The sequence below is a fragment of the Myxococcus sp. CA051A genome (assembly GCF_013336705.1).
In the GTDB taxonomy this organism is placed as follows: Bacteria; Myxococcota; Myxococcia; order Myxococcales; family Myxococcaceae; genus Myxococcus; species Myxococcus llanfairpwllgwyngyllgogerychwyrndrobwllllantysiliogogogochensis.
Window position 1 is genome coordinate 1 of the sequence record NZ_JABUMS010000033.1, and the last position, 21,905, is coordinate 21,905.

Here is a 21,905-nt window from a genome sequence, read left to right on the forward strand (position 1 = left end):
TCTGTCGCCGAGCTGCGCGCCCAGGCACGCGCTTCATTCGTGCGCCTGGGCCACCGCCACGATGTTCTCGCCGCCTTCTTCCTTCACGCGGGTCTGCGCCTTACCGGACTTTCCTGAAGAGGGTTAGAGGCGGTGCTCGCTACTTCTTGTCCGGCGCGACGTGCAGCGTGAGCACCGGACAGGGCGCGCGGGAGACGATCTTCTGCGCCACGCTGCCCAGCAGGAGTCGGGGGAGCCCCCGGCGGCCGTGGGTGCCCATGATGATGAGGTCGAAGCGCTCCTGCTCCGCGAGTTCGAGGATGGTGGAGGCCGCCTCGCCCACCAGCACCCGGTGCTTCAGCGTCACCTGTGGGGGCTCCATCTGCTGGAGGAGGGTCGCCAGTTCCTTGCGCGCCGTGTCCATGGCGACCTGCTCCAGCGAGAGGGCATTCCAGCCCGGCGCGGCCACCAGCAGGTCCGGCGCGACGTATTGAGGGGGCTCCCAGGCGTGGACCACCTCCACGGAGGCGTTGAAGGGCCGCGCCAGGTGCAGGGCGTAGTCGATGATGGTGCGAGAGCCCTCGCTCAAATCGATGGGAACGAGAATGCAGGACGGTGCGGCCATCGGCGGCTCCTCGGTGGTTGGAAAGGCCCCTGCTAGGGGAATGGGGCCGGAAGACGCTCAGTGGAAGTTCCATGCCAGGGCTTGCCCGCCTGCTCGTACCCGTGCGCGCGCAGAGCTTGCGGGGAGGCGAGCGCGCTCCGCGATTCGTGCGCAGGATGGGCACCTGAACGAAGACGAGGTGCCTCTCTCCCATGCGTCCTCCCATTGACCAGGGCACGGTCCTCATCACCGGAGCGTCCGAGGGCATCGGCCGGGAGCTTGCCCGGCTGCTGTCGCGGCGCGTTCGCACGTTGGTCCTCGTGGACCGAGACGTGGCGCGGCTGAAGCCGCTGCGCGAGGAGCTGCTGTCCCTCTATCCCACCCTGGGCGTGCTGCTCGAGCAGTGCGACGTCTGCGAGTCGCGCGACATCGACGCGCTCGTCGCCTCGCTGGAGTCGCACTTCGTCCGGGTGGATGTGCTGGTGAACACCGCCGCCCTGGGGCGCCAGGGCTTGTACGCCGAAGCGCGCTGGGGTGGGCTCGAGGAGCTGCTGCGCGCGAATGTCTGGGTGCCCGCGCTGCTGACCCACCGGTTGCTCGCCCCCATGCTGGAGCGGGGGAGGGGCGGGGTGCTGAACATCGGCTCGGGCGCAGCCCAGCTCTTCCTGCCGGGCTCGACGATGTTCGCCGCCACGCAGCGCTTCCTCGACGGTTTCACGGAGTCGCTGCGGTTGGAGGTGGAGGGGCGCGGCGTGGTCATCACCCGCGTGGCGCCGGGGCCGCTGGGAGACGCGGGCGCCCAGGCCGTGGGCGCGGGCGTGGCGCCCTTCTTCCAGATTTCGCTGGAGCACTGCGCGCGCGTCGCGCTGGCGGCCTTCGAGCGGGGTGAGGCCCTGGTGTATCCAGGCTGGGGCCACCGGTGGGTGATGCGGTTGTTGCCCCTGCTGCCGCGCATGGTGAAGCGGGCCCTGGGACGGCTGGCGCTGCGGGGCGTGCGGCGCGAGGCGTTGGCCGCGCCCGAGGCGCTGCCGGTGGGGCTCGCGTCACCGGTGCTGCTGGCGCGCGAGCCCACTCCGGCATGACGTGACGGACTAGAGGCCGATCTCCGTCAGGCGCGCCTTCACGCGGGTGGCCTTCACGCCGGTGTTGGCCGTGCCGCGGCCGGACGAGTTGCCGCCCAGGCCGATGTGGTGCAGGCCGACAACCTGGTGCGTGGAGGACGAGAACACGGGCGAGCCCGAGGAGCCGCCCAGCGTGTCCGCGTCGTAGGACAGGTCCGTGGTGGAGTAGTTCGCGTTCTTCACCACGCCCGGCGAGGACTTCTTCGTCGGGGCGCAGCCGGACGTCGTGTAGTAGTCGCAGTTCTGGTGCACGACGTAGACGCTCGCGTTGGTGGCGGCGTTGGTGGTGGACACCGTCAGCCAGCCGTACACGTTGCCGGGCAGCTGGCCGTTCGTGGCCGAGCAACGCACCGCCGTCATGTCATCACCGGACCACGTCTTGATGAACGTGGCGCAGTTGTACCAGATGCGATCCGCCGAGGCGACGCCGTCCTCGTAGTTGAAGGACACGCGCGCGCCCACGGCCTGGGACGCGCTGCCGATGCAGTGGTTGTTGGTGATGATGACGTCGGCGGAGACGAGCCACGCCGTGCAGCGGCTGCCCACCGCGGGGATGGACAGGTAGCCCACCGCCTTCGAGCGCGTGCGCTGCGTGCCCGTCAGCGTGGTGGCGCCCACCCAGTTCACCGAGCCGACGATGACCGTGGACTCCTGGGACTGGAGCGGCTCGTTCGCCTCCACATCGGGAACGTCGGGAGCCTGCTCGGTACCGCATGCCGACAGGGCACCCACCAGGAACAACGCACGCATGCTCTTCGCGATCATCGGGGGACTCCTCCACCACGCGCGGGATTGCGCGCCGCGTGGGCCCTGGCACACCCCGTGCCACCGTCATCCACGGGACACGCTCACTCGGGAGTCACTCACTCGCGCGCGCCCAGGTGGTGCGCGCGTGCTCCGGTTTGACGAGAGGCCATGTAAAGGCCCTTCGCGCCCCTCGGGACAAACCTCAGTGATTATCGTGATTTACTTGTTTTTCCGGGAGTGTCGTTTTTGTGGGCAGTCGCGGGGCCCGGTGTCCCGTGCCAGGACAGCGACGGAAAAATCCACGGGCCGCGCTCCGCTCCACGCAGGAGGGGACGCGGCCCGTCGACGAAGCAAGGCGGAGGCCTGGGGCGCTCAGCCGATGATCATGTCCTCTCGCTCCAGGCTGCCTTCGGCGAAGCGGCGCAGGTTGAAGCGGGTGAAGAGTTCGTCGGACTCACCGGTGACCATCCACTTCGCCATCCGCTCGGCGACGGCGGGGGCCATCATGAAGCCGTGGCCGACGAAGCCGGACATCTGGAGGAGGTTGTCCAGGCCGGGGGTGCGGCCGAGGATGGGGTTGTTGTCCGGCGTCACGTCGTAGCAGCCGGCCCACTGGCGCAGCACCTTGACGTGGCCCACGTGGGGCATCTGCTCCATCAGCGCGCGGGCGAAGCGGGACACGAAGCGCAGGGTGCTGCCCATGTTGAGCCCCGCGGGCTCCTTCGGGTCTCCCATTCCGCCCACGATTTCGCCGCGCATGGACTGGCTGAAGTACAGGCCCGAGTCGAGCACGGACACCAGCGGCCCCAGGAAGGGCTTGAGGGGCTCGGTGCTGAGGATTTCGTGGCGGTGCGGCTCGTTGGGGAGCTGCACGTCGACGAGCTTCGCGACCTCGGGGCTCCACGCACCCGACGCGAGGACGACGGTGTCACAGGCGATGTCGCCCCGGTCCGTCTTCACCTTGCGCACCTGTCCCCCGCTGACCTCGAAGCCGGTGACGTCCGTGTACGTCTCCACGCGGACGCCCTTCTTCTTGCAGCCCTGCGCGTAGCCCCACAGGAAGGGCCAGGGGAAGATGACGCCGTCCTCGGGATTGAAGGAGGCCGCCACGCAGCCCTTCATCGTCAGGCCGGGGACGATGTCACGCGCCGCGTCCGGGGTGACGAGCCGCGTGGGCACGCCGTAGCGATTGTGCAGCGTGACGTTGCGCTCCAGCCGCTTGGCCACCGCGTCCGTCCGGGCCAGGAACAGGTAGCCGCCCTGGCGCAGCCAGACGTTGATGCCCAAATCCCGGGCGAAGCCCTTCATCAGGTCGATGGAGCGCTTGGCCAACTCCACCAGCGCCGGAGTGCCCCACTGCATGCGCACGCCGCCGCCGTTGCGGCCGGACGCGCCCGCGCACAGGTAGCCGCGCTCCAGCACGACGACGTCCGTCTCACCCTCGCGCGCCAGGTTGTACGCGAGCGCGAGCCCCATGATGCCGCCGCCGATGATGACCACCTTGGCCTTGGCGGGCAGGGGCCCCTCGGGCCGCAGCGCGCTGGCGAAGGCGTCCACGTCCTGGGGCAGGCCGCCCACGGGAGGTTGGGACTCGTCCACCGGAGCGGAAGCCAAGAGGCGCAGCTCGGTGGGGAACAGGGGAGGGCGCGGCGTGAAGGGCACCACCGCGTCGGGCTTGAGGGCCTTCTCCTTCTCCAGCAGCGCGGCCACCGCCGACAGGCAGCTCTTGCCCTGGCAGATGCCGGTGCCAAAGCCGGTGTAGCGCTTCACCGACTCCACATCGCAATAGCCGCGCGAGACAGCGTGCCGCACGTCATCCGCGGTGACGTCCTCGCACGAGCAGATCATCGACTTGCTCATGACAGTCCTCCCACCAGCGTCTGTGCCGCGCGGCGTCCCGCGGCAGCGGCGTCCTTCGCGCTGCCTCCACCGGTGAGGTCGCCCGCCGCGAAGATGTCCGGGGCCTCGGTGCGTCCATCCGCGTCCGCCTCCACCCGGAACAGCCCGCGTCCGGCGTCGAACGACACCTTCGCGCCGCCCTGTCGCGCCAGCTCGAAGCTGGGGCTCACCGGCACGGACACCAGCACCGCGTCACAGTGCACCTTGCGCCTGCGGCCATCGCGAGGCGTGAAGCTGAACGCGCTCACGGAGCGCATACCGTGGGCCTTGGGCTCGGAGCCTTCCACCGCCAGCGCGTGGGCCCCCGAGGGCGGCGGGCCCTTCAGGTCCACCACCGCGGAGAGCTTCACGCCGCGCTCCTCCAGGAGCCTGGCCAGGCCGTACAGCTCGTCACCCCAGCCCACCAGCGCGGCGACCTTGGGCGCCACGTCGTGTCGGCGCAGCAACAGACTGGCCGCGCGCCCCGCGTAGACGCCGGGCAGGTCGTTGTTCTCGAAAGGCACCATGGGCGGGTGGCCGCCGGGCGTCAGCAGGAAGCGCTCCGCGTAGACCTTCAGGAGCCGCGTGCCCGTGGGCTCCCAGACGCCCACCGCGAGGAAGCGCCCCGCCTCGTCGTCATACAGGCCCAGCACGGTGGCGCGCGTGGTGAGGCTTGCCGGCGCGAGCGTGGCCACGTCCGTGATTTCGGGCGCGTCCCGCTCGGGCGCGCCGTGCGCGAGCCGTCCACCCACGTGGTCTTCGCGCTCGAAGAGGAGGAAGGGGATGCCACGCTCGGTCAGCTCCCGAGCGGCGGCGAGGCCCGCGGCGCCAGCGCCCACTATGGCCACGCGGGTGCGCACCGTGCGCGACTCGGGCGGCGTGGGGGCGGCCTCCTTGGGCAACAGGCCCAGGCCGGCGAGCTGGCGGGCGACCTTGGCCATCACCTGCTCGGCGACGGGCACGCCGGCGAACATCTCGTGGTGGTCCAGGCCCTTGGGAAAGAACCAGTCGATGGTCTCGAACACGTCCACCTTCGCGGAGGGGTACGCGTTCTGCCGCTCCAGCTTCATGCCCTCCCTGGCGGGCGTGCGGCACGTGTAGACGTTGGGCAGGCCATCCACGCGCATCAGGCAGTGCGAGCACGCGGCGGCGAAGCAGTAGGGCCCGCGAGGGCGGTGGTACTTCACGGAGCGGGCAAGCATGGGCTCGCCGGCGGCGACCAGGGAGCACGCCACCGGCTCGCCTTCGATGGCGGGGATGCTCTCGCCCTCGAGGTCCACGGTGATGGCCCTGCCGCGCAACGAGGCGTCTGGGAGGCGTCGCATGGGTGCCGCGCAAAATGGCGTACCCGGACCGGGTGGTCAAAGCCTGTCGAGCCATGACGCACCCCGGTCATGGGGGCCATCCGACAGTCGCGGTGATGGCGCGATGGAACTTCTCTAAGACTGCCGCTGAAACGACACCGGGGACCGTCACGGGCCGTCTGGGCTCGTGGCGATCCCCGGTGGGTGCTCTCGGGAGAGCGGACGGTGCGCTGTCCGCCTCCTTTGACGCGCCGGGCAATCCCCGGCGGCGGTGCGTTAGACCGGCTGCTCGGTGTGCGGGTGGATGGGCTCCGGCATCCCACTGCCACGCGGCCGGTAGCCGAAGCGGGTGCGGATGACCGCGCCCAGGGCGACCAGGACGACCAGGGTGGAGACGATGGCCCCGAGCACGGGGATGGCGCCCACCACCATCAACACCAACAAGCCCAGCGCCAGCACCACCGCCTGCGTCTTGCGACCGCGCATCACCGGCAGCCGTGTGCCCAACTCGCTCGCCACCGCCGCGAAGCCGAGCGCCGCGGCCAGCGGGGCCGCCATCCAGAGCACCAGCGCGGCGGGGATTCCGATGATGGTGATGGCCAGCACCACCGTGAGGGGAATCATCGCCACGACTCCGAAGAGGCCGGTGAGTCCGCTCTGCACCGGACGGGCGCGAATCTCGTCACCCACCTGCTTCATCCGCGCCGGGAAGAACATCTGTCCCAGGAAGCCCAGTCCGAAGAGCACCGCGAAGGTCAGGATGAAGGTGGCCAGCCCGCCCTCGTTGTTGTTGTCGTCGTCGGAGTCTCGCTCCTCGTGCTCGTGGCGCGGGTTGCGTGACTCCTTGAGGCCTTCCTTGAGCTCGCCGGCGACGATGCGGCCGATGTTCGCGCCGCCGAAGGTGTTGATGCTGCCCTCCACGTCCGCGCCGTCCTCGCGCTCCACGTTGCCGCCGAAGGAGGACACGTCGCCTTCCACCTTGGCGCCGGGCTTGAGGACGACGTTGCCGCCGAAGGCGTGCGCGTCTCCCTCCACGTGGCCGTGGATGACCAGGTTGCCGCCGAAGGCGACCGCGTCGTTCTCCACGTGGCCCTTCACGACGAGGTTGCCGCCGTACACCACCGCGCTCTGGACGTTCTGGGCTTCCTTCACCTCGAGCGACTGTCCGCGCGCCACGACATTGCGGCCCCCGGAGCGGCGCGAGCGCTTCAGCTCGTCCCGCGTGCGGTGGATCTGCTCGCGGATCTGATCCCGCACCTCTTCCATCCCCTCCGCGTCGGAGCCGATGCCCTCCTCGGTGTGTCCCGACTCCGTGTCCGTCTCCTGAGCCAGGGGAGCCGGGGGCGCCGGAGGAGCCGCGGGCGTCGCCGCCACGGCGGGCGCGGGAGGAGCGGCGGGGGCGGGCGGAGCGGCGGGGGCAGGCAGCGCGTGGCCCTGCGCGGCGGCCTCCTTCTCATGCGGCGTCATGGGCCGCAGGGTGATGATGGAGCCGTCCTGCTCCATGCGCAGCGAGTAGGCGCGAGAGACGGTGCGCAGCGCCTGGTCGGCGGTGACGTTGCGCAGGTGCACCTCGGCGGGGACATCCAGGTCGCCGGTGACGACCAGGTTGAGGCCGCCCTTGTCGGCGATGGTCTTCAGCGCGTCGCGCAGGCTGCCACGGAAGCTGACGTCGATGCTCCTGGCGGCCGGCGCGGACGCCGCGCTGGGGGCCGGGGCGGACTCGGCGAGCGCGAGGGGGGCGCCCATGAGCAACGCGGGGAGAAGGAATCGAGGGGAGATCTTCATGGGTCGCTCAGGCTTCCGAGGGGGTGGGGGCGCTGCCTGCGAGCCGCTTGAGGCCTGCCAGGGACGTGAGGAGGAGGAAGGCGAGGATGGCCGCCACGGCCAGACCCTCGGTGGACCACAGCGCGCGGGCGCCACTCAGCACGCCCTCGGCGAACAGCCGTCCCTCCACGAGGAAGGACGCGACGCCCGTTCCCAGCCGACCGAGCGCCTGGTCGCTCATCACCAGGTAACCCAGCCCACCGAGCAGCGAGGTCATGAGGATGGCGAGCCCGGACCACACCTCGCGACGCTGCGGCACGGGCTCGGCCGCGACCCTCGCCATGACGCTGGCGACCAGGGTGGGTGGCGGAAGGGGGTCCGCCAGTCGGTACAGGTCCTGCTCCATCAGCCGGTGTTCTTCGAGGACGGCGGAGCACGCTTCACAGTCGGCGGCGTGGTCCAGCGCGGGGCCTTCTCCTTCTTCCAGCTCCGCGAAGAGGACCTCGAGGTCGGGACAAAGATGCGCGCTCATCGGGTGGCCTCCTCGGTGGTCATCTTCTTGCGCAGCTTCTCTCGGGCCCTGAAGAGGCGGGCCATGATGGTGCCAGGGGCGCACCCGAGGATCTGCGCGATCTCCTTCGTCGTGCGCTTCTGGACGTAGTAGAGCGCGAGGACTTCACGGTCGTCGACGGAGAGGGTGGCCATGGCGTCCTCGAGCGACTGCCGCTCCTCGCGGGCGATGGCGCCTTCCTCCTGCGACGCCTCGCCGCTGGGGAGGACCTCCTTCATGGGCTCCAGCTCCTCGGTGCGCACCTTGGTGCGGCGCCGGAGCAGGTCCAGGCAGAGGTTGCGGGTGATGGCCAGCACCCACAAGTCGAAGGGGCGCGCGTCGTCGTACCGGTGAAGGTTCTGGTACGCGCGCAGCAAGGCCTCCTGGGACACCTCGGCGGCCTCCGCCTCGCTCTGCAGGAGCCGGAGGGCCAGGCCGTACACCTGGCGCTGGACGCTGCGCACCAGGGACTCGAAGGCGGACGGATCTCCCCGGCGGGCCGCCTGCACGTCGGCCTTCCAGGGGAGCGGGACGGCGTCGTCAGCCATCAGCATCCCGATGGCGTGGGCGAGCGTCCCGGGGGCGTCGTCGAGGGCAAGAGCGTTCACGTCCTGGTCTACGACGTGCGCGCTCCCCCATTGCGTTCAAACGGTTCATCCCCGTTGAAGTCTTATTTCTTTCGTGATTTCGGGCGCTTGGCCGCCGTCTCGGCGCGCGCGATTTCCTTGTTCGCCTTGCGCTGGCGGGCCTTCTCGCGGAATCCGAGCGGGGCAGGAGGCGCTTCCTTGGGGGCCTTCGGGGCGTTTGCCTGGTCGGCGAGCGACCGGCCCCTGGAGGGGGACGCCGAGACGTCATCCTCGCTCGAAGCGGACCGGCTCCGGGCGGGTGCCGCCGCCCATTCAGACGGGGAGCGACGGGTCGAGGGCCCTTCATCGCGGGATGACCCACGGCGGGCGGGAGCCTCGCTCCGGGAAGAGGAGGCGCGGCGGGTGGACGCAGGCTCGTCCTCGCGAGCGGCCCCGGCTCCACGGCGAGCGGGAGCCTCGCTCCGGGAGGAGGCGCGGCGGGTCGACGAAGGCTCGTCCTCGCGAGCAGCCCCGGCTCCACGGCGGGCGGGAGCCTCGCTCCGGGAGGAGGACGCACGGCGGCTGGAGGGGAACTCCGTCCGCGGGGAGCGGGCTCGCTCCTCGTCACGGGTCTGCGGGCGGCGTGAAGACGTGGCGCCAGGCCGCTCCGAGCCTCGCTCACCGTCGCGGACGGGAGGACCGCGGCGGCTGGACGGCGCGCCCTCGGCTTGACTCTCCTCGATGATGCGCGCGGTGCGCTCGCGCTGGGCGCGAATGTCGTCGGCGGTCTCTTCAGTGTACGCGAAGTGGAACAGGCGCTTGACGACGAGGGTGGCGTACGCGCCCGGCGGCAGGGTGAAGGCGACGTTGACCTTGATGTCCCCGCGGTTGATCTCATCCGGCTGGGTGCGGCCGACGACGAGCTTGTGCGGGAAGGAGAGCAGGGGCCGCTCCTCGTGCTTGAAGTAGAGCAGGCGCTCGGCGTCGGGGATGCGCAGGTCCGCCAGCGTCAGCTTCTCCCGGCTCAGCACCCAGTGGACGGCCTCTTCCACCTTGGGGTCCTTGAAGGTGGTGTCGGGGGCGAGCAGGGGGAAGGTGGCCTCGCGCAGCACGCGCAGCGTGTTCGCGTCCGCGTCGCGGTGGAACAGCAGCGTGCCGGCCTGGTAGCGCATGGGGAACAGCGACTCGCGCGGCAGCATCAACTGGAGGTAGCGCCGCACGCCCTCGTTCCAGAGGAAGCTCTGGAAGGTGAACAGCTGCATCGCCCGGTAGTCCGAGTCGATCTGCAGGAAGGCCTTCATGAAGTCCTTGGGGTGGTCCCTCAAGGAGCGCAGCACGCGGTGGTACTTCCGGGTGCCCTCGAAGGGGACGCGCGCGTCCCACTGGCCCCAATTGTCGCGCCAGAAGGCCTTCACCTTGGCGTCCTCGGTGAAATCCAGCTCCGAGGGCTTGGCCAGGAAGTTGTGCAGCGCGGCCTCGAAGTCGCCCCGGATGAGGTCCTTGGCGATGAAGCCCTGGCCGTGCTTGAGCGAGCCGAAGCGCTGGCTGTCGAAGTAGTTGACCACGCCCAGGCGGTTGACCTCGGCGGCGGCCGAGTTGAGGGGGCCCACGGACTCCGGGCCCAGCGCTCGCACCGTGACGGAGAAGCGGTTGGAGGTGATGTTGGCCGAGGACAGGGCCTTGTTCGTCCGGCCCAGGAACTTCAGGCGCAGGTCGGGCTCCTGCATGTCCACGTCGGCGCCGTCCACCGCGATGATCTGCTCGGTGCGCCCCTGCTTGTCCTTCAGACCGCAATAGCTGATGGCGCCCGGCTTCAGGCCGAACGCGTCCCGCAGGCGGGTGACGGCGTCGAACGTGGACAGCTTCTGCTTGTCCATCAGGTAGACGCGGAAACGCCCTCCATCGACTTCATCGAAGCGGTATGATTCCTTGACGCTGAAGTCTTCGGGCTTCTGTTTGATTCTCACGGGCCCCCCTTACCAGTGTGGGACCCAGGAGAGAAGCGGGGCGGAGGGGCGGCTGGGGGGTGGACTCCCCCGGGTGACGCGCCGTCCCAGGAACTGGACGCTGACCAGCCGTGCAGCCCTTCGGAGGCCCTTCGGGTCGGACAGCCGCACCAGACGTTCCCTGTGAGGGAGAGGCTCTGGTAGTGTCCGCGCCGGTGAGGATTCGCGCGTGAGCCAGGTTCCCGCCCCATTCGCTCCGAAATCCGGGCAGCTTCGCGGCCCCCGGCTGACCGGGCGCTTCGCGGACGGCACTCTGGGGGAATTTCCCCTGGGGCCGCTGACGTCGCTCGGCCGCCATCCGTCCAACACGTTGCGCCTGGTCGACCGGGAGGTCTCCAAGGAGCACGCGACGATTGAGCGGCAGGGCAAGGACTTCGTCCTGAAGGACCTGGGGTCCTCGAACGGGACGTTCGTCAACGGCAAGCGGGTGAAGGAGCTGCGGCTGAAGGACGGGGACGAGATAGCCCTGGGCTCCTCGCGCCTCATCTTCCACAGCGGCGAGCCGGCGGTGAACCACACCGCGCCCACCGCGCCGGGCGTGACGGTGGTGGCCCAGTCGGTGTCCATGCCCGCCTTCCTGGCGCAGATGGACCAGGTGCCTCAGAACTTCCGTCCGGTGGAGCTGATGACGGACGTGGAGGCGCTGCGCCGCGACTACGAGAAGCTGCGCATCGCCCACGAGTTCCACCGGCAGGTGGGCCTGCAGGGCAGCCAGACGGCCCTGTTCGAGCAGATCCTCAAGGTCGCCTTCCAGCTCCTCGCCGCGGACCACGGCGTCATCCTGAAGGTCGCCGGGGACGGGGAGTTCATCCCGGCGGCGGTGCATCACCGCACGGGCAAGCCCGTCAACGTGATGCTCTCCGACACCGTGCTGAAGCGGGTGGTGGAGACGGGCAAGGCGGTGCTGACGGCGGACGCCATCATCGACGAGCGCTTCTCCGCGGCGGAGAGCATCGTCGCGCAGGGCATCCGTTCAGCCATGGCGGTGCCGCTGATGGTGAACACGAAGATCCAGGCGGTGCTCTTCCTGGACAGCCGGCAGCAGATCAACGCCTTCTCGGAGAAGGACCTGAACATCCTCTCCGGCATCGCCTCCCAGGCGAGCATCGCGCTGGAGAACTCGGCGCTGGGCGAGCAGATCCGCGCGGAGGCGGTGACGCGCGCGGAGCTCAGTCGCTTCCTGTCCAAGGCGGTGGCGGACGCGGTGATCTCCGGCGAGACGGAGGACTTGAGACAGAGCCGGCTGGCGGAAGTCAGCTGCCTGTTCGCGGACATCCGGGGCTTCACCACCATCTCCGAGAACGAGTCGCCCCAGGAAGTGGTGTCCATGCTGAACAGCTTCTTCTCGGCGATGGCGGACGTGGTGTTCCGCTACGAGGGGAACCTGGACAAGTTCATTGGCGACTGCGTCATGGCGGTGTGGGGTCCGCCGCTCTCGCATCCGGACGACGCGGCGCGGGCGCTGCGGGCGGCGCTGGAGATGCAGGACGCGGTGGAGGAGATCAACCGTCAGCGCGTCGCGATGGGGAAGGCGCCCATCGAGGTGGGCATCGGCATCAACACCGGTCAGGCCGTCGTGGGCTACATGGGCAGCGCGGAGCGGCATGAGTTCACTGCCATCGGGGACACGGTGAACACGGCTTCTCGACTGTGCGGCATGGCGAAGAGTGGCGAGGTGCTCGCGTCGGAGTCGACGGTCCGCAAGTCCGGGCCTGGCTTCGACGTGGAGGAGCTGAAGGCGCTGCAGGTGAAGGGCAAGGAGAAGGCCGTTCCCACGTATCGTGTCCACGGCGTGGAACACACGACCGCTGCTTCCCCGCGCCGCGCATGACGACGACCCAGGAGTGTCCCAACTGCGGGATCCAGCACGATACCCGGGTCTATGTCAGTGGGCAGAAGGTGGCGTGCCGCTGTGGCATCCGCTTCGAGGTGCGGCGTCAGGACGCGAGCGGCGCTCGCGCGACGTCCCACATCACCGTTGCCCCGCACCGCGCGCAGGGGGCTCCGGAAAACACCCGCGACACCGTGGTGCCGGGGCTTGGCCCCGACGAGCGCGCCCCCCGGAGCACGCCGAGCTACGCGAACGGCGGGGCCCTCCGGGACGCCTCGCTGCTGGAGGAGCGCGAGCCCCCGCGTGACGAGCCCGGCTCGGTCCACGGGCGCGTGACGCTGGTGGGCGGAACGGCGGCGAGCAGGGGCCCGCTGGCGAGTGGCATCGAGGTGCTGGGCGTGAATTCCGGCGCGGCGCCCTCGTCGAGCACGGGTGCTTCCCCGAGCGACATGGCGCTTCCCGGGGTCCCACTTCCGGGCGCGGACGTGGTCCCTCCCCTCAATGCCAGCATCGGGCCGAGCGGTGTGGCCATGCCGTCCGCCACACCGGGCCTGGAGGTTCCCGTGGGTGCGACGGTGGTTCGCTCGTCGACGCCGACGGGCCGTGGCAACGCGGACTCCGACTTGAACGTCCACGAGGTGGACACCTTCGTGGCGGCGTCGCGGGTGGCGCTGCCGGGGTTCGAGCTGCTGGAGTTGCTCGGTCGCGGCGGCATGGGCGAGGTGTGGCTCGCGCGGCAGACGTCGCTGGGGCGCACGGTGGCGGTGAAGCTGTTGCCGCCGAAGCTGGCGAAGGACCCGGAGTTCGTGGCGCGGTTCGAGAAGGAGGCCACCGCGCTGGCCGCCCTCAACCACCCGAACATCGTGCAGATCATCGACCGGGGCGTCGCGGGCGAGCACTACTACTTCGTCATGGAGTTCGTGGAGGGGCGCTCGCTGAGAGAGGCCATCTCCGCTGGCGCGCTGTCGCCGCAGCAGAGCCTGAGGCTGATGCTCCAGGTGGCGCGCGCCGTCGAGTGCGCGCACGACAAGGACATCATCCACCGCGACCTCAAGCCGGAGAACATCCTGCTGGACGGGCGGGGCAACGTGAAGGTGGCGGACTTCGGGCTGGCGGGCATCCGTCAGTCGGAGTCCCGGTTGCAGCTCACCGCGACGGCGGTGGCCATGGGCACGCTGAACTACATGGCCCCGGAGCAGCGGCGCGACGCGAAGAACGTGGACGGTCGCGCCGACCTGTTCTCGCTGGGAGTGGTCCTCTACGAACTGCTCACCGGGGACGTGCCCCTGGGGCGCTTCAAGCTGCCGTCCCAGCGCGTGGCGGGGTTGGATTCGCGCGTGGACCTGGTGGTGGAGCGCCTGCTGGAGACGGACCCGGAAGCCCGCTACGAAAAGGCGGGGGAGTTGTGCGCGGCGCTGGAGACGATGATCTCCACCTCGTCCGCGCCGGGCCTGATGACGGGCATCCAGCCGGCACGCCAACTGGCGACCGCGCGCGCCCCGACGACGAGCCAGATTACCCGTCGCCTGCGCATGGGCTGGCGCCAGGTGCGCAGCGGGCTGTCCATCGTGGGCGGGCTCGCGGTGATTGGCCTGGCGGCACGGGTGTTCATGGACGCGTCGGGCCAGAATGGTTCCGAGCGGACCTCCTCCGAGCAGGGCAGGAAGGTGCGCACGCCCACCCGGCCGTTTCCGCCGAACACGTACGGCGAGGCCTTCACCTCGTCGAGCGTGGCGTTGGCCCAGAAGCCCGGCGGGGAGACCCGGTTCGGCGTTACCTTCGAGGGTCAGGGCACCGAGGAGCTCAACCTCCACAGCGGGCGGTGGGTGATCGAGGAGGGTGAGCTGAGGGCGTGGCAGGGCGGCCTGGATGCCTCGGGACGGCGGCTGGTGCCGCGCGCGTACGTGGCGCACCGGTACTTCGCGGCCGACGACTTCGACGCGCAGGTGTTGATGGACGTCAAGCCGCTCGGGGACGAGTACCCCGAGGAGCCGGACGCCCAGCACTACGGCGAGCTGTCCTTCCGCATCAAGGATCTCCAGGTGTCGGCCTTCGCCATTCCGGGCGTGGGGATGCGCCTGGCGTGGCGCTACTTCACCGAGGATGGCCACGAGATGGTGGGCAACAGCGCGCAGGACACGGACGGGCTCGTCGAGGACGAGATGCCGCTGCCCGCGACAGGGCCCTACTTCGTGCGACTGAAGCTGAGCCCGAAGGCGGAAGGCGTCGTGCTCGCCGAGGGCTTTCTCGGCAGGCAGCGCTTCGCCCGGAAGCTGCTTCCGGGCCTGAAGAACCGCGTCGGCAAGGTGGCGGTGGGGTGCCGCAACCTGGCCTGCACCTTTGACGACCTGTCGGTGAAGGGACAGTTGAAGGAGCGTCCTCCCCGCCAGGCGGTCGCGGGCCAGGAGCAGTAGTTCCTCCAGAGCCGGCTCCGCCCCGCGCGCCGGTCTCCTGTTTCCGACACTCCTCGCGCATCGCGCCTCGCCTCGGGCCCTTGCGGAGCGGGCAAGTGTTCTCCTGCCGAGGGCTGTCCTCGGGGAGACGGGTTCTCGCCCTGGACGACCTTGCGCGGGCTTCGCGGGCGTCCCACTTTCTTCCGGTGTTCGGGGCCCTGGGGGCTCCGGTCGAGCTGCCGGGGGACGGGATGGAATTCTGGCGCGTCGTGTTGGCGCCCATCTATGCGGCGTTCCTGGCGGCGCTCGTCGTCGCGGCGTTCATGTTTGGACGGCGAGGTGCGCGAGCCCGCATCCCGCGACTTCCACTGGTCTGGTTCGGAATGCTGGCCCTGGGGGCGCTCGCGCTGGTGTTGCGCCTGGGGGAAGGGGATGGGCCGACGCTCCTGTCGGACGAGGCTGTTGGCAAGTCCCTGGCGCTCGCGCTGCTGGTGGTGGCGGCGCTCCTGGCGGTGCGTGGCACGCGGGTGCGCTCGGGCGCGGACCTGCTGCGCGGCACGGTGCCCCAATCGCTGGACGAGGCCGTGGCGACGCTGCGCTCCGGTGAGGCGCCGGGCTGGGGTGTCTACCAGGGCACGCTCGATGCCGAGGAGGTGCTCACGTCACCGGGCGGCGTTCCCTGCGCCTTCTTCGAAGCCGAACTCCGCGAGGTGGCGGCGGATGGTCGGAAGGGCGCGCTCCTGTCGCGAGAGCGGGCCTATTCGCCCACGCTGATGTTGCGAGGCGCACAGGTCCGAGCGCGCGTGAGGTTCTCTCCCGCGTCGTTGATGGCGCCGATGCGGCCTCGTCGCTGTCGGACGCTGTCGGTGACGCCGCCCTCGTCCTGGTACGAAGAGGTGCCCGTGAGTCCGGAGGGGCGCGGGCTGTCGGGCGCGAGCGAGGCCGACGATGAGGCTCGGGCGCTGTCCTGGGAGCGCGTGGGCAGCGCGGGCGACACCTGCTTCGTGGTGGGCGAGCTGCGGCGCGGCGCTCGCGAGGGCACCTACGAGCTGAGGGGTCGGCGTGGCGGGGCGGCGATGGTGGTGCTGGGCTCGGACGCCGACGTCACGCGGGGCACCCTGGCGCGCCTGGCCTGGAGGCACTTCGCGGCGGCCGGAGCGATGTCCATGGCCGCCGCGTTCATGCTGTCGCGCTCGATGTGAGCCGCGCTACGGCGTGGATGGACCCCACGCCGTGGAGAACACGAGCTGCTCCTGGCTGTCGGCGAGCCGCACGGTGAAGGTCCGCTCGATTCCGCCGAGCCCCCGAGGCGTGCTCTTCGCCAGCTCTGCCAGCACCGCGCCGGCCGTGCGCAGGTGGAAGCCCGTGTTCCACAAGCCCTCCAGGTCGCTGTGCACCGTGCGCAGCTCCTCGCCGCTGCGGCGCTCCTCAATGGAGCGGCGCAGGCGCACCAGGCCGTCCACGAAGCGGCGGCACTTGGCCAGCGTGTTGCGGTTCTTGTCCGTGACTTCGGCGAAGCTGAAGTTGCCACCGGGCGGCTGCCACGTCTTCTCGCGCAGGAGCAGGCCCGCCGCGAGCTGCTTCACCGTGGAGTCCCGCTCGATGAACCACGCGGCGATTTGCGCGGCGCGGGTGGGGGAGAGGTCTCCGGACAGGAAGCTGCCCTTGTTCATCACCTCGGTGAGGTACGACTCCCAGATGGGCGCGTAGACGAGCTTGCGGAACTCCGAGGACACGCGGGCCGTCTGCTCGCTCCACGGCATGGCGCGGGCGAGGGCGCGTGAGAACAGCTTGAGGTCGAACGTCTGGAGCCGGGGCACCAGCTCGCGCAGCATGTCGTCGGACACCTTCAGCTCGACCTGCGTCTGCACGTCCGTCTTGCCCAGGTGGGCCTCGAGCCTCGTCGTGACGCTGGACGCGTCATTGGCGTCCAGCACTCCCCAGACGACGGCGTCGTCCACCGCCTGCTGCAGCTCCTGCTTCGTCAGCTTCTTCTTCTGCCCCCACAGGAGCATGTGCAGGCCGTAACGGAAGTCCGACGCGGCCGGGGCCTGGGCGAAGGACTCCATGTCCGCCCGGAAGTCCACCGCCCAGCGGTTGCGGTGGCCCATCAGCGCGTCCTCGTACGTGCGCTGTCCCAGGAACGCCTGCCGCCGCGCGCCCTGCGTGTTCTCCTGCGACACCCAGGTCTGCTTGAGCGAGCCGCGCGCCTTGAACACCTCGAAGGTGCCCAGGCTCAGCGAGAAGCCCACGGTCTGCTGGAGCGTGAAGGACGCGGTGTTGAGGTAGTTCTTCAGGGTGAACCTGCCCGCGTTCTCCGGCGCGCGCAGCCACGACATCAGGTCCACCAGGTTGCCGAGCACCAGCTGGCCGTGGAAGTTCAGCGCGGTGGCCTCGTCCAGCTCGACTTCGAGCAGCGTGGAGGACTCGGAGATGCGCAGGTATTCGTACTGGAAGGCGGCGCCGATTCGCGCCTTCACCACCTTCTCCAGCGCGCCCTCCACCTTCTGCTTCAGCTCCTCCCACTCCTGCCGCAGGTGGTCCAGGTTGACGAGCTGCGGGTCCAACCCCAGCCGCTCCAGCACGGTGCGCAGCAGCGCCAGGTCCTCCGAGGAGGCCACCTTCTGGAGGGCCTTGTCGATGAGTTCCTCGACCTTGGCCTCGGCCTGTCCGGCGAGCGCGGACAGCACTTCCTTGAGCCGGGCCTGCACCGCCTCGGGGTCCGCGAAGGCCACCTGGATGCCCAGGCCCGCGCCCTGCGTGGCCTCGTGGGATTTCGCCTTGCGCACCGCGAGCTGAAGGCGGCCCGGGCTCGGACGGGAGAAGCTGAGCTGGTAGTCGTCGGTGAGCGAGACGCGCGCGCGCACCAGCGCGACGATGGACGTCTTCAGCTCGATGAGCTCGCTGTTCCGGACGAAGGACAGGTCTCCCAGGTTGGTGGTGAAGAGGTCCGCCCAGCCCAGGTCCAGCCCCGTCTCCAGCATGCCGCGCACCCGCCACGACAGCGCGTCACCCGTCCCCAGCTTCGTCAGGTCCGTCGAATTCACCAGCAGGCGCGGCGAGGCCAGGTCTTCTTTCGCGGCCTCGCGCATGTTGCGCGCCAGCGGATGCGCGCGGTAGTCGCTGAGCGTGGCGGACAGCTCCGTCTTCCCATTGGCGGAGACGAAGGAGTAGCGGCCGGACGCCCCCGCCTTCACGAGGCCGGTGGCCTGATAACGCATCCACCCCTTGTCGCCGCCCAGGAGGAGCTGCGGACGCGGCGAGTCAGAGGGCGGGGCGTTCGCCGCTGCCGCCTCACCGACGATGCCGTTCTCGTCCACGTCGCCGGAGGAGTTGAAGTTGCGGACGGTGGCCTCGGCGCTGGCCTCGAAGGAGAGCGCGAAGTCCCCCAGGTTCAACTTCGGCGGGAGGATGCCCTCGCGCGTGAGGCCCTCCTGCGCCAGGGTCACCCGGATGTCCTGGTCCTGGAGCTTCACGTCCGGAATCTTCTCGGCCAGCTCCGCCGGCAGGTTCGCCAGCGTCTCAATCACCTTCATGTGAAGCCCCCTCGACCTGCATGGAAGTGCCGTCCCAGCATGCTCCAGGTTATCCCGGGAGGCACGTGCTGTCGGCTTCGAGGTGGAGTCCAGGGCTGGCCCGGCTGGCTGCCTGGGCGTGGGAGTGTGAGCCCGCGGGGAGGAAGGTCACACCTCGTCGCCGAGGCCGTATTCCTTGAGCTTCCGGGCCAGGGTGTTGCGGCCAATCTCCAGCACCTTCGCGGCGGCCGTGCGGTTGCCCTTCACCGAGTCCAGGACGCGCAGGATGTGGAGGCGCTCCACCTCCGCGAGTGGCAGCAGGCCGGCCTCGGCCGATGAGGGACTGGCCGTCGCGCGAGCGGGGTCCGCCATCGACTGGGGCGCCGTGCTGGCGGGAGGCAACCGGTCCATGTCGGGCAGGGGCAGGTGCTCCTCGAGGATTTCGCCCTCGCACAGCACCACCGCGCTCTCGATGCAGTTCTCCAGCTCGCGCACGTTGCCGGGCCAGCGGTAGCGCTTGAGTCGCTCCAGCGCGAGCGGGCTGAGTCGGGGCGGAGGCAGCCGGTGACGTCGCGCCACGGCGGCGACGAAGTGCCGGGCCAGTCGCTCGATGTCCTCCGCGCCGCGCTCGCGCAGCGGGGGCAGGACGACCTCGACAACCTTGATGCGGTAGTAGAGGTCCTCGCGGAAGCGCCCCTCCGCCACCATGCGCGCGAGGTCCCTGTGCGTGGCCGCGACGATGCGCACGTCCACCTTGATGGCCTGGGTGCCGCCCACGCGCTCGAACTCGCGGTCCTGGATGACGCGCAGGAGCTTGCCCTGCACGGGGAGGGGCAATTCGCCAATCTCGTCGATGAACACCGTGCCGTTGTCCGCCGCCTCGAACTTGCCGGGCATGCGGTGGTCCGCGCCGGTGTAGGCGCCGCGCTCGTGGCCGAACAGCTCGTTCTCGATGAGCGTCGCGGGCAGCGCGGCGCAGTCCACCTTGACGAAGGGCTTGTCGCGGCGCGGCCCGTTGACGTGGACGGCGCGCGCGAAGAGCTCCTTGCCACTGCCGCTCTCTCCGCGCAGCAGCACGGTGGCGTCGGTGGGCGCGGCCTTGCGCACCAGCCGGTAGATGGCCTGGAGCTGCGGGGACTCGCCGATGATGCGGTTGAAGAAGTAGCCCACCGGGGCGTGCGGCTGGTCCTTCGCGCGCTGGAGCTCCTGGTACAGGCTGGTGCTCTGCAGGGCGGTGCTCACCTGCGAGGCAATCGCGTCGAGCCGCTCGGTGTCCTCCGGGGTGAAGCGATCTCCCCCGCGACGGTTGAGCACCTGGAGCACGCCGTACAGCGCGCCGTCCGCGTCGCGCAGGGGCACCGCCAGCAGGCTGGTGGTGCGGTAGCCCGTCATCCGGTCGATGTCCGCGAAGAAGCGCTGCTCTCCGCGCGGGTCCGGGACGTTGATGGAATGGCCCTCCTGGGCCACGGTGCCCGCGACGCCCTGGCCCAGCTTCACGCGAATCTGCGACACCTCCGGCAGGTGCGCGGCGCGGCTGAACAGCTCCCGGCGCGCGGGGTCCAACAGCCACAAGGTTCCCCGGTCCGCCTGCATGGTGGCGGCGATGCGGTCCATCAACGTCTGGAGGAATGCATCCAGGTCCACCTCTCTGCCGACGAGCGCTCCGAAGGGGAGGAGGACCTGGGTGATGTCCGCGGCAGGGGGCATGGTGGGCAGTGGCGGGAGGATGAAGGCCGACGCGTCACCATAGCATTCGAGTGGCATCGTTCCGCCCGCCTCTCAGGCCGCGCGGCCCAGGACCAGTCGCTGCCCCTCGCGGGCCGGCTCGCACACGGGGAAGAGGGTGCGCGCCTGCTCGGCCATGTCCTCCAGCGTCTCGTCGGTGTGCGCCGGGTCATGGTGGAACAGGCACAGTCGCCGCGCGCCCACCGTCTTCGCCACGTCCGCCGCGTCCATCATCGTCGAGTGGCCCCAGCCCTTCTTCGGGATGCCCTTGCGGCCGTCGTACTCCTCGGGCGTGTACTGCGCGTCCAGGCACAACACGTCCGCGCCCTCGAACAGCCGCGCCACCTCCGGCGTCAGGTCCTCGCGGCACAGCTCCACGTCCGTGGCGTAGATGAACGAGTGCCCATCCGCCTCCACCCGGTACGCCAGGCACCCCTGCGGGTGCGGCACGTCGATGGGCGTCACCTTGAAGGGCCCCACCTCCACCGTCTTGCCGTGCAGCGCGGACAGGAAGTCCATCCGCGAGCGCATGATGCTCAGCGGCACCGGGAAGTGCGGCGGCTGCATCTGCGCCGCCAGCTCCGACTGGAGCGCCTGCGCGCCATTCGCGCCGGGACCGTACATCGTCAGCTCCGTCGTGGGCAGGTACGCGGGCGTGAAGAAGGGGAAGCCCTGCACGTGGTCCCAGTGCAGGTGCGAGAAGAACATCGCGACCTTGTGCGGCGGGCCCTCGCGCATCATCACCTCACCCAACGCCCGGATGCCCGTGCCCGCGTCGAGGATCAGCCGGTGGCCCTGGCTCGTCACCTCCACGCATGCCGTGTTGCCGCCGATGCGCGAACCCGAGACAGCGATGCTCCCCCGAACGCCGTAGAACCGGATATCCATGACGACCTCCTCATTCAATGGAGGGCCTCCGTGAGGACGCCCTGATGCCCCGTGCTTGAGCACGTGGGATGCCATGTCCAAGTGGCTGGAATTATTGACGAGAGGTCTGACGTTGCGGGGCACCGCACCATTCTGGAGCGCCCCTGGATGGTGCGGCCGTACCATTCCGGGGCATCGAGAATTACGGGGAGTTCCGGCTGATGGCCGGGCTGCTGGGGGCCCTGGCGTTCATCGCCCGCGTGGGAGATCCGGTATAGGACGGAGCCATGGCGTTGATTGCGTTCTGCACCATCAAGGGCGGCGTGGGGAAGACGACGCTCTGCGCGCACGTGGCCTCCGCGCTGGCGGACATGGGCAAGCGCGTGCTGCTGTTGGACCTGGATCCCCAGGCGCACGCGTCGCTCGTGCTGGGGCTGGAGAGTCGCGAGGGGCCGTGTGTCGGGGAGGCCCTGGGTGCGCGGCCCAAGTACCGGTTGGACCAGGTGGTGGTGGCGTCACCGAAGCGGCCCACGCTCTTCATCGCGCCGGCGGCGCCTCGCATGGCGGCGATGGAGCGCGAGCTGTTCCAATGGGGACACCGCCTGCAGGCGATTCCGCGCGCATTGAAGACGCTGAGCTGGACACCGGACGTCATCCTCGCGGACACGCCGCCGAGCATCGGCGCGTACACGGAGGCGGTGCTGGGCTTCTCCGACCTCGTCGTGGCGCCGGTGCCCACGGGGGCCTTCGCGCTCCAGGGCCTGGGCGAAATCGAAGCGGCGTGGCGCGACGTGCGTGAGCAGCAGAGCGGCGAGCTGGTGGCGGTGGTGAACCTGTGGGACCGGCGCACCACTGCGACCAACGAGGCGATGGAAGAGGCGCTGAAGGACTCGACGGTGCCGGTGCTGCGCGCGCGGATTCCGCGCTCGGAGTCCATCAATCAAGCGGGGCTGGGCTACGAGGTGGTGTTCGACACGAGCCCCGCGGCGCCGGGTGTCGAGGAACTGCGGGCCCTGGCGCAGGAGCTGGCGAAGCGCGTGGGCCTGCGCTGACTT

At 70.0% G+C, this 21,905-nt stretch carries 16 protein-coding genes; 5 read left to right on the plus strand and 11 right to left on the minus strand.

Going from position 1 to position 21,905, the window contains the following annotated elements; translation table 11 throughout:
- Positions 1-139 precede the first annotated feature (139 nt).
- A complete protein-coding gene (locus tag HUA74_RS43355) occupies positions 140-604 on the minus strand; it encodes a universal stress protein (protein ID WP_174459274.1) in 465 nt (154 codons plus the stop codon).
- 191 nt (positions 605-795) lie between these two features.
- Between HUA74_RS43355 and HUA74_RS43360 the strand changes: the two genes are divergently transcribed.
- Entirely contained in the window at positions 796-1,665 is an 870-nt protein-coding gene (locus HUA74_RS43360) for an SDR family oxidoreductase (protein WP_174459275.1), read from the plus strand.
- A 9-nt stretch (positions 1,666-1,674) separates the two neighbouring features.
- Here HUA74_RS43360 and HUA74_RS43365 read toward each other — a convergent pair whose 3' ends face one another.
- The 7 genes from HUA74_RS43365 to truD form a co-directional block, all read right to left on the minus strand.
- Complete coding sequence (locus HUA74_RS43365) at positions 1,675-2,469, minus strand: serine protease (RefSeq protein WP_141645162.1); 795 nt, start codon at positions 2,467-2,469, stop codon at positions 1,675-1,677.
- Positions 2,470-2,823: 354 nt separating this feature from the next.
- Entirely contained in the window at positions 2,824-4,311 is a 1,488-nt protein-coding gene (locus HUA74_RS43370) for an FAD-dependent oxidoreductase (protein WP_141645163.1), read from the minus strand.
- The gene (locus HUA74_RS43375; RefSeq protein WP_174459276.1) at positions 4,308-5,654 is read right to left on the minus strand and encodes a 2Fe-2S iron-sulfur cluster-binding protein; all 1,347 of its coding nucleotides are present in this window, start codon (positions 5,652-5,654) and stop codon (positions 4,308-4,310) included. The genes HUA74_RS43370 and HUA74_RS43375 overlap by 4 nt, the downstream gene beginning before the upstream one ends.
- Before the next feature lie 255 nt (positions 5,655-5,909).
- The gene (locus tag HUA74_RS43380) at positions 5,910-7,418 is read right to left on the minus strand and encodes a polymer-forming cytoskeletal protein (RefSeq protein WP_174459277.1); all 1,509 of its coding nucleotides are present in this window, start codon (positions 7,416-7,418) and stop codon (positions 5,910-5,912) included.
- 7 nt (positions 7,419-7,425) lie between these two features.
- Positions 7,426-7,929 (minus strand): hypothetical protein, encoded by a 504-nt coding sequence (locus HUA74_RS43385; protein ID WP_141646236.1) that lies wholly within the window; start codon positions 7,927-7,929, stop codon positions 7,426-7,428.
- Complete coding sequence (locus HUA74_RS43390) at positions 7,926-8,495, minus strand: RNA polymerase sigma factor (RefSeq protein WP_174459296.1); 570 nt, start codon at positions 8,493-8,495, stop codon at positions 7,926-7,928. The genes HUA74_RS43385 and HUA74_RS43390 overlap by 4 nt, the downstream gene beginning before the upstream one ends.
- A 122-nt stretch (positions 8,496-8,617) precedes the next feature.
- Complete coding sequence (gene truD / locus HUA74_RS43395) at positions 8,618-10,480, minus strand: tRNA pseudouridine(13) synthase TruD (protein ID WP_174459278.1); 1,863 nt, start codon at positions 10,478-10,480, stop codon at positions 8,618-8,620.
- Between the two features lie 208 nt (positions 10,481-10,688).
- Between truD and HUA74_RS43400 the strand changes: the two genes are divergently transcribed.
- The 3 genes from HUA74_RS43400 to HUA74_RS43410 all read left to right on the plus strand — a co-directional run bounded on the left by HUA74_RS43400 (position 10,689) and on the right by HUA74_RS43410 (position 15,945).
- Complete coding sequence (locus HUA74_RS43400; RefSeq protein ID WP_141646233.1) at positions 10,689-12,350, plus strand: adenylate/guanylate cyclase domain-containing protein; 1,662 nt, start codon at positions 10,689-10,691, stop codon at positions 12,348-12,350.
- Complete coding sequence (locus tag HUA74_RS43405) at positions 12,347-14,764, plus strand: serine/threonine-protein kinase (RefSeq protein ID WP_174459279.1); 2,418 nt, start codon at positions 12,347-12,349, stop codon at positions 14,762-14,764. The genes HUA74_RS43400 and HUA74_RS43405 overlap by 4 nt, the downstream gene beginning before the upstream one ends.
- Before the next feature lie 230 nt (positions 14,765-14,994).
- Entirely contained in the window at positions 14,995-15,945 is a 951-nt protein-coding gene (locus HUA74_RS43410; protein ID WP_174459280.1) for a hypothetical protein, read from the plus strand.
- 6 nt (positions 15,946-15,951) lie between these two features.
- On the opposite strand, the gene HUA74_RS43415 is transcribed toward HUA74_RS43410, so the two are convergent.
- From HUA74_RS43415 to HUA74_RS43425, 3 genes are all read right to left on the minus strand, one after another.
- A complete protein-coding gene (locus tag HUA74_RS43415) occupies positions 15,952-18,279 on the minus strand; it encodes a hypothetical protein (RefSeq protein WP_174459281.1) in 2,328 nt (775 codons plus the stop codon).
- 147 nt (positions 18,280-18,426) lie between these two features.
- Positions 18,427-20,022: a sigma 54-interacting transcriptional regulator gene (locus HUA74_RS43420; RefSeq protein ID WP_174459282.1), complete on the minus strand. Its 1,596-nt coding sequence runs from the start codon at positions 20,020-20,022 to the stop codon at positions 18,427-18,429.
- Positions 20,023-20,037: 15 nt separating this feature from the next.
- The gene (locus tag HUA74_RS43425; protein WP_174459283.1) at positions 20,038-20,871 is read right to left on the minus strand and encodes an MBL fold metallo-hydrolase; all 834 of its coding nucleotides are present in this window, start codon (positions 20,869-20,871) and stop codon (positions 20,038-20,040) included.
- Positions 20,872-21,137: 266 nt separating this feature from the next.
- Here HUA74_RS43425 and HUA74_RS43430 point away from each other — a divergent pair, with 266 nt between their 5' ends.
- Positions 21,138-21,902, plus strand: a complete 765-nt coding sequence (locus HUA74_RS43430) for a ParA family protein (RefSeq protein ID WP_174459284.1) — start codon at positions 21,138-21,140, stop codon at positions 21,900-21,902.
- Positions 21,903-21,905 lie beyond the last annotated feature (3 nt).

Excerpts from the sequence above, each read along its gene's own strand:
- HUA74_RS43355 (WP_174459274.1), bottom strand. The coding sequence starts at position 604 with ATGGCCGCACCGTCCTGCATTCTCGTTCCCATCGATTTGAGCGAGGGC.
- HUA74_RS43360 (WP_174459275.1), top strand. The coding sequence starts at position 796 with ATGCGTCCTCCCATTGACCAGGGCACGGTCCTCATCACCGGAGCGTCC.
- HUA74_RS43365 (WP_141645162.1), bottom strand. The coding sequence starts at position 2,469 with ATGATCGCGAAGAGCATGCGTGCGTTGTTCCTGGTGGGTGCCCTGTCG.
- HUA74_RS43370 (WP_141645163.1), bottom strand. The coding sequence starts at position 4,311 with ATGAGCAAGTCGATGATCTGCTCGTGCGAGGACGTCACCGCGGATGAC.
- HUA74_RS43375 (WP_174459276.1), bottom strand. The coding sequence starts at position 5,654 with ATGCGACGCCTCCCAGACGCCTCGTTGCGCGGCAGGGCCATCACCGTG.
- HUA74_RS43380 (WP_174459277.1), bottom strand. The coding sequence starts at position 7,418 with ATGAAGATCTCCCCTCGATTCCTTCTCCCCGCGTTGCTCATGGGCGCC.
- HUA74_RS43385 (WP_141646236.1), bottom strand. The coding sequence starts at position 7,929 with ATGAGCGCGCATCTTTGTCCCGACCTCGAGGTCCTCTTCGCGGAGCTG.
- HUA74_RS43390 (WP_174459296.1), bottom strand. The coding sequence starts at position 8,495 with ATGGCTGACGACGCCGTCCCGCTCCCCTGGAAGGCCGACGTGCAGGCG.
- HUA74_RS43405 (WP_174459279.1), top strand. The coding sequence starts at position 12,347 with ATGACGACGACCCAGGAGTGTCCCAACTGCGGGATCCAGCACGATACC.
- HUA74_RS43410 (WP_174459280.1), top strand. The coding sequence starts at position 14,995 with ATGGAATTCTGGCGCGTCGTGTTGGCGCCCATCTATGCGGCGTTCCTG.
- HUA74_RS43415 (WP_174459281.1), bottom strand. The coding sequence starts at position 18,279 with ATGAAGGTGATTGAGACGCTGGCGAACCTGCCGGCGGAGCTGGCCGAG.
- HUA74_RS43420 (WP_174459282.1), bottom strand. The coding sequence starts at position 20,022 with ATGCCACTCGAATGCTATGGTGACGCGTCGGCCTTCATCCTCCCGCCA.
- HUA74_RS43425 (WP_174459283.1), bottom strand. The coding sequence starts at position 20,871 with ATGGATATCCGGTTCTACGGCGTTCGGGGGAGCATCGCTGTCTCGGGT.
- HUA74_RS43430 (WP_174459284.1), top strand. The coding sequence starts at position 21,138 with ATGGCGTTGATTGCGTTCTGCACCATCAAGGGCGGCGTGGGGAAGACG.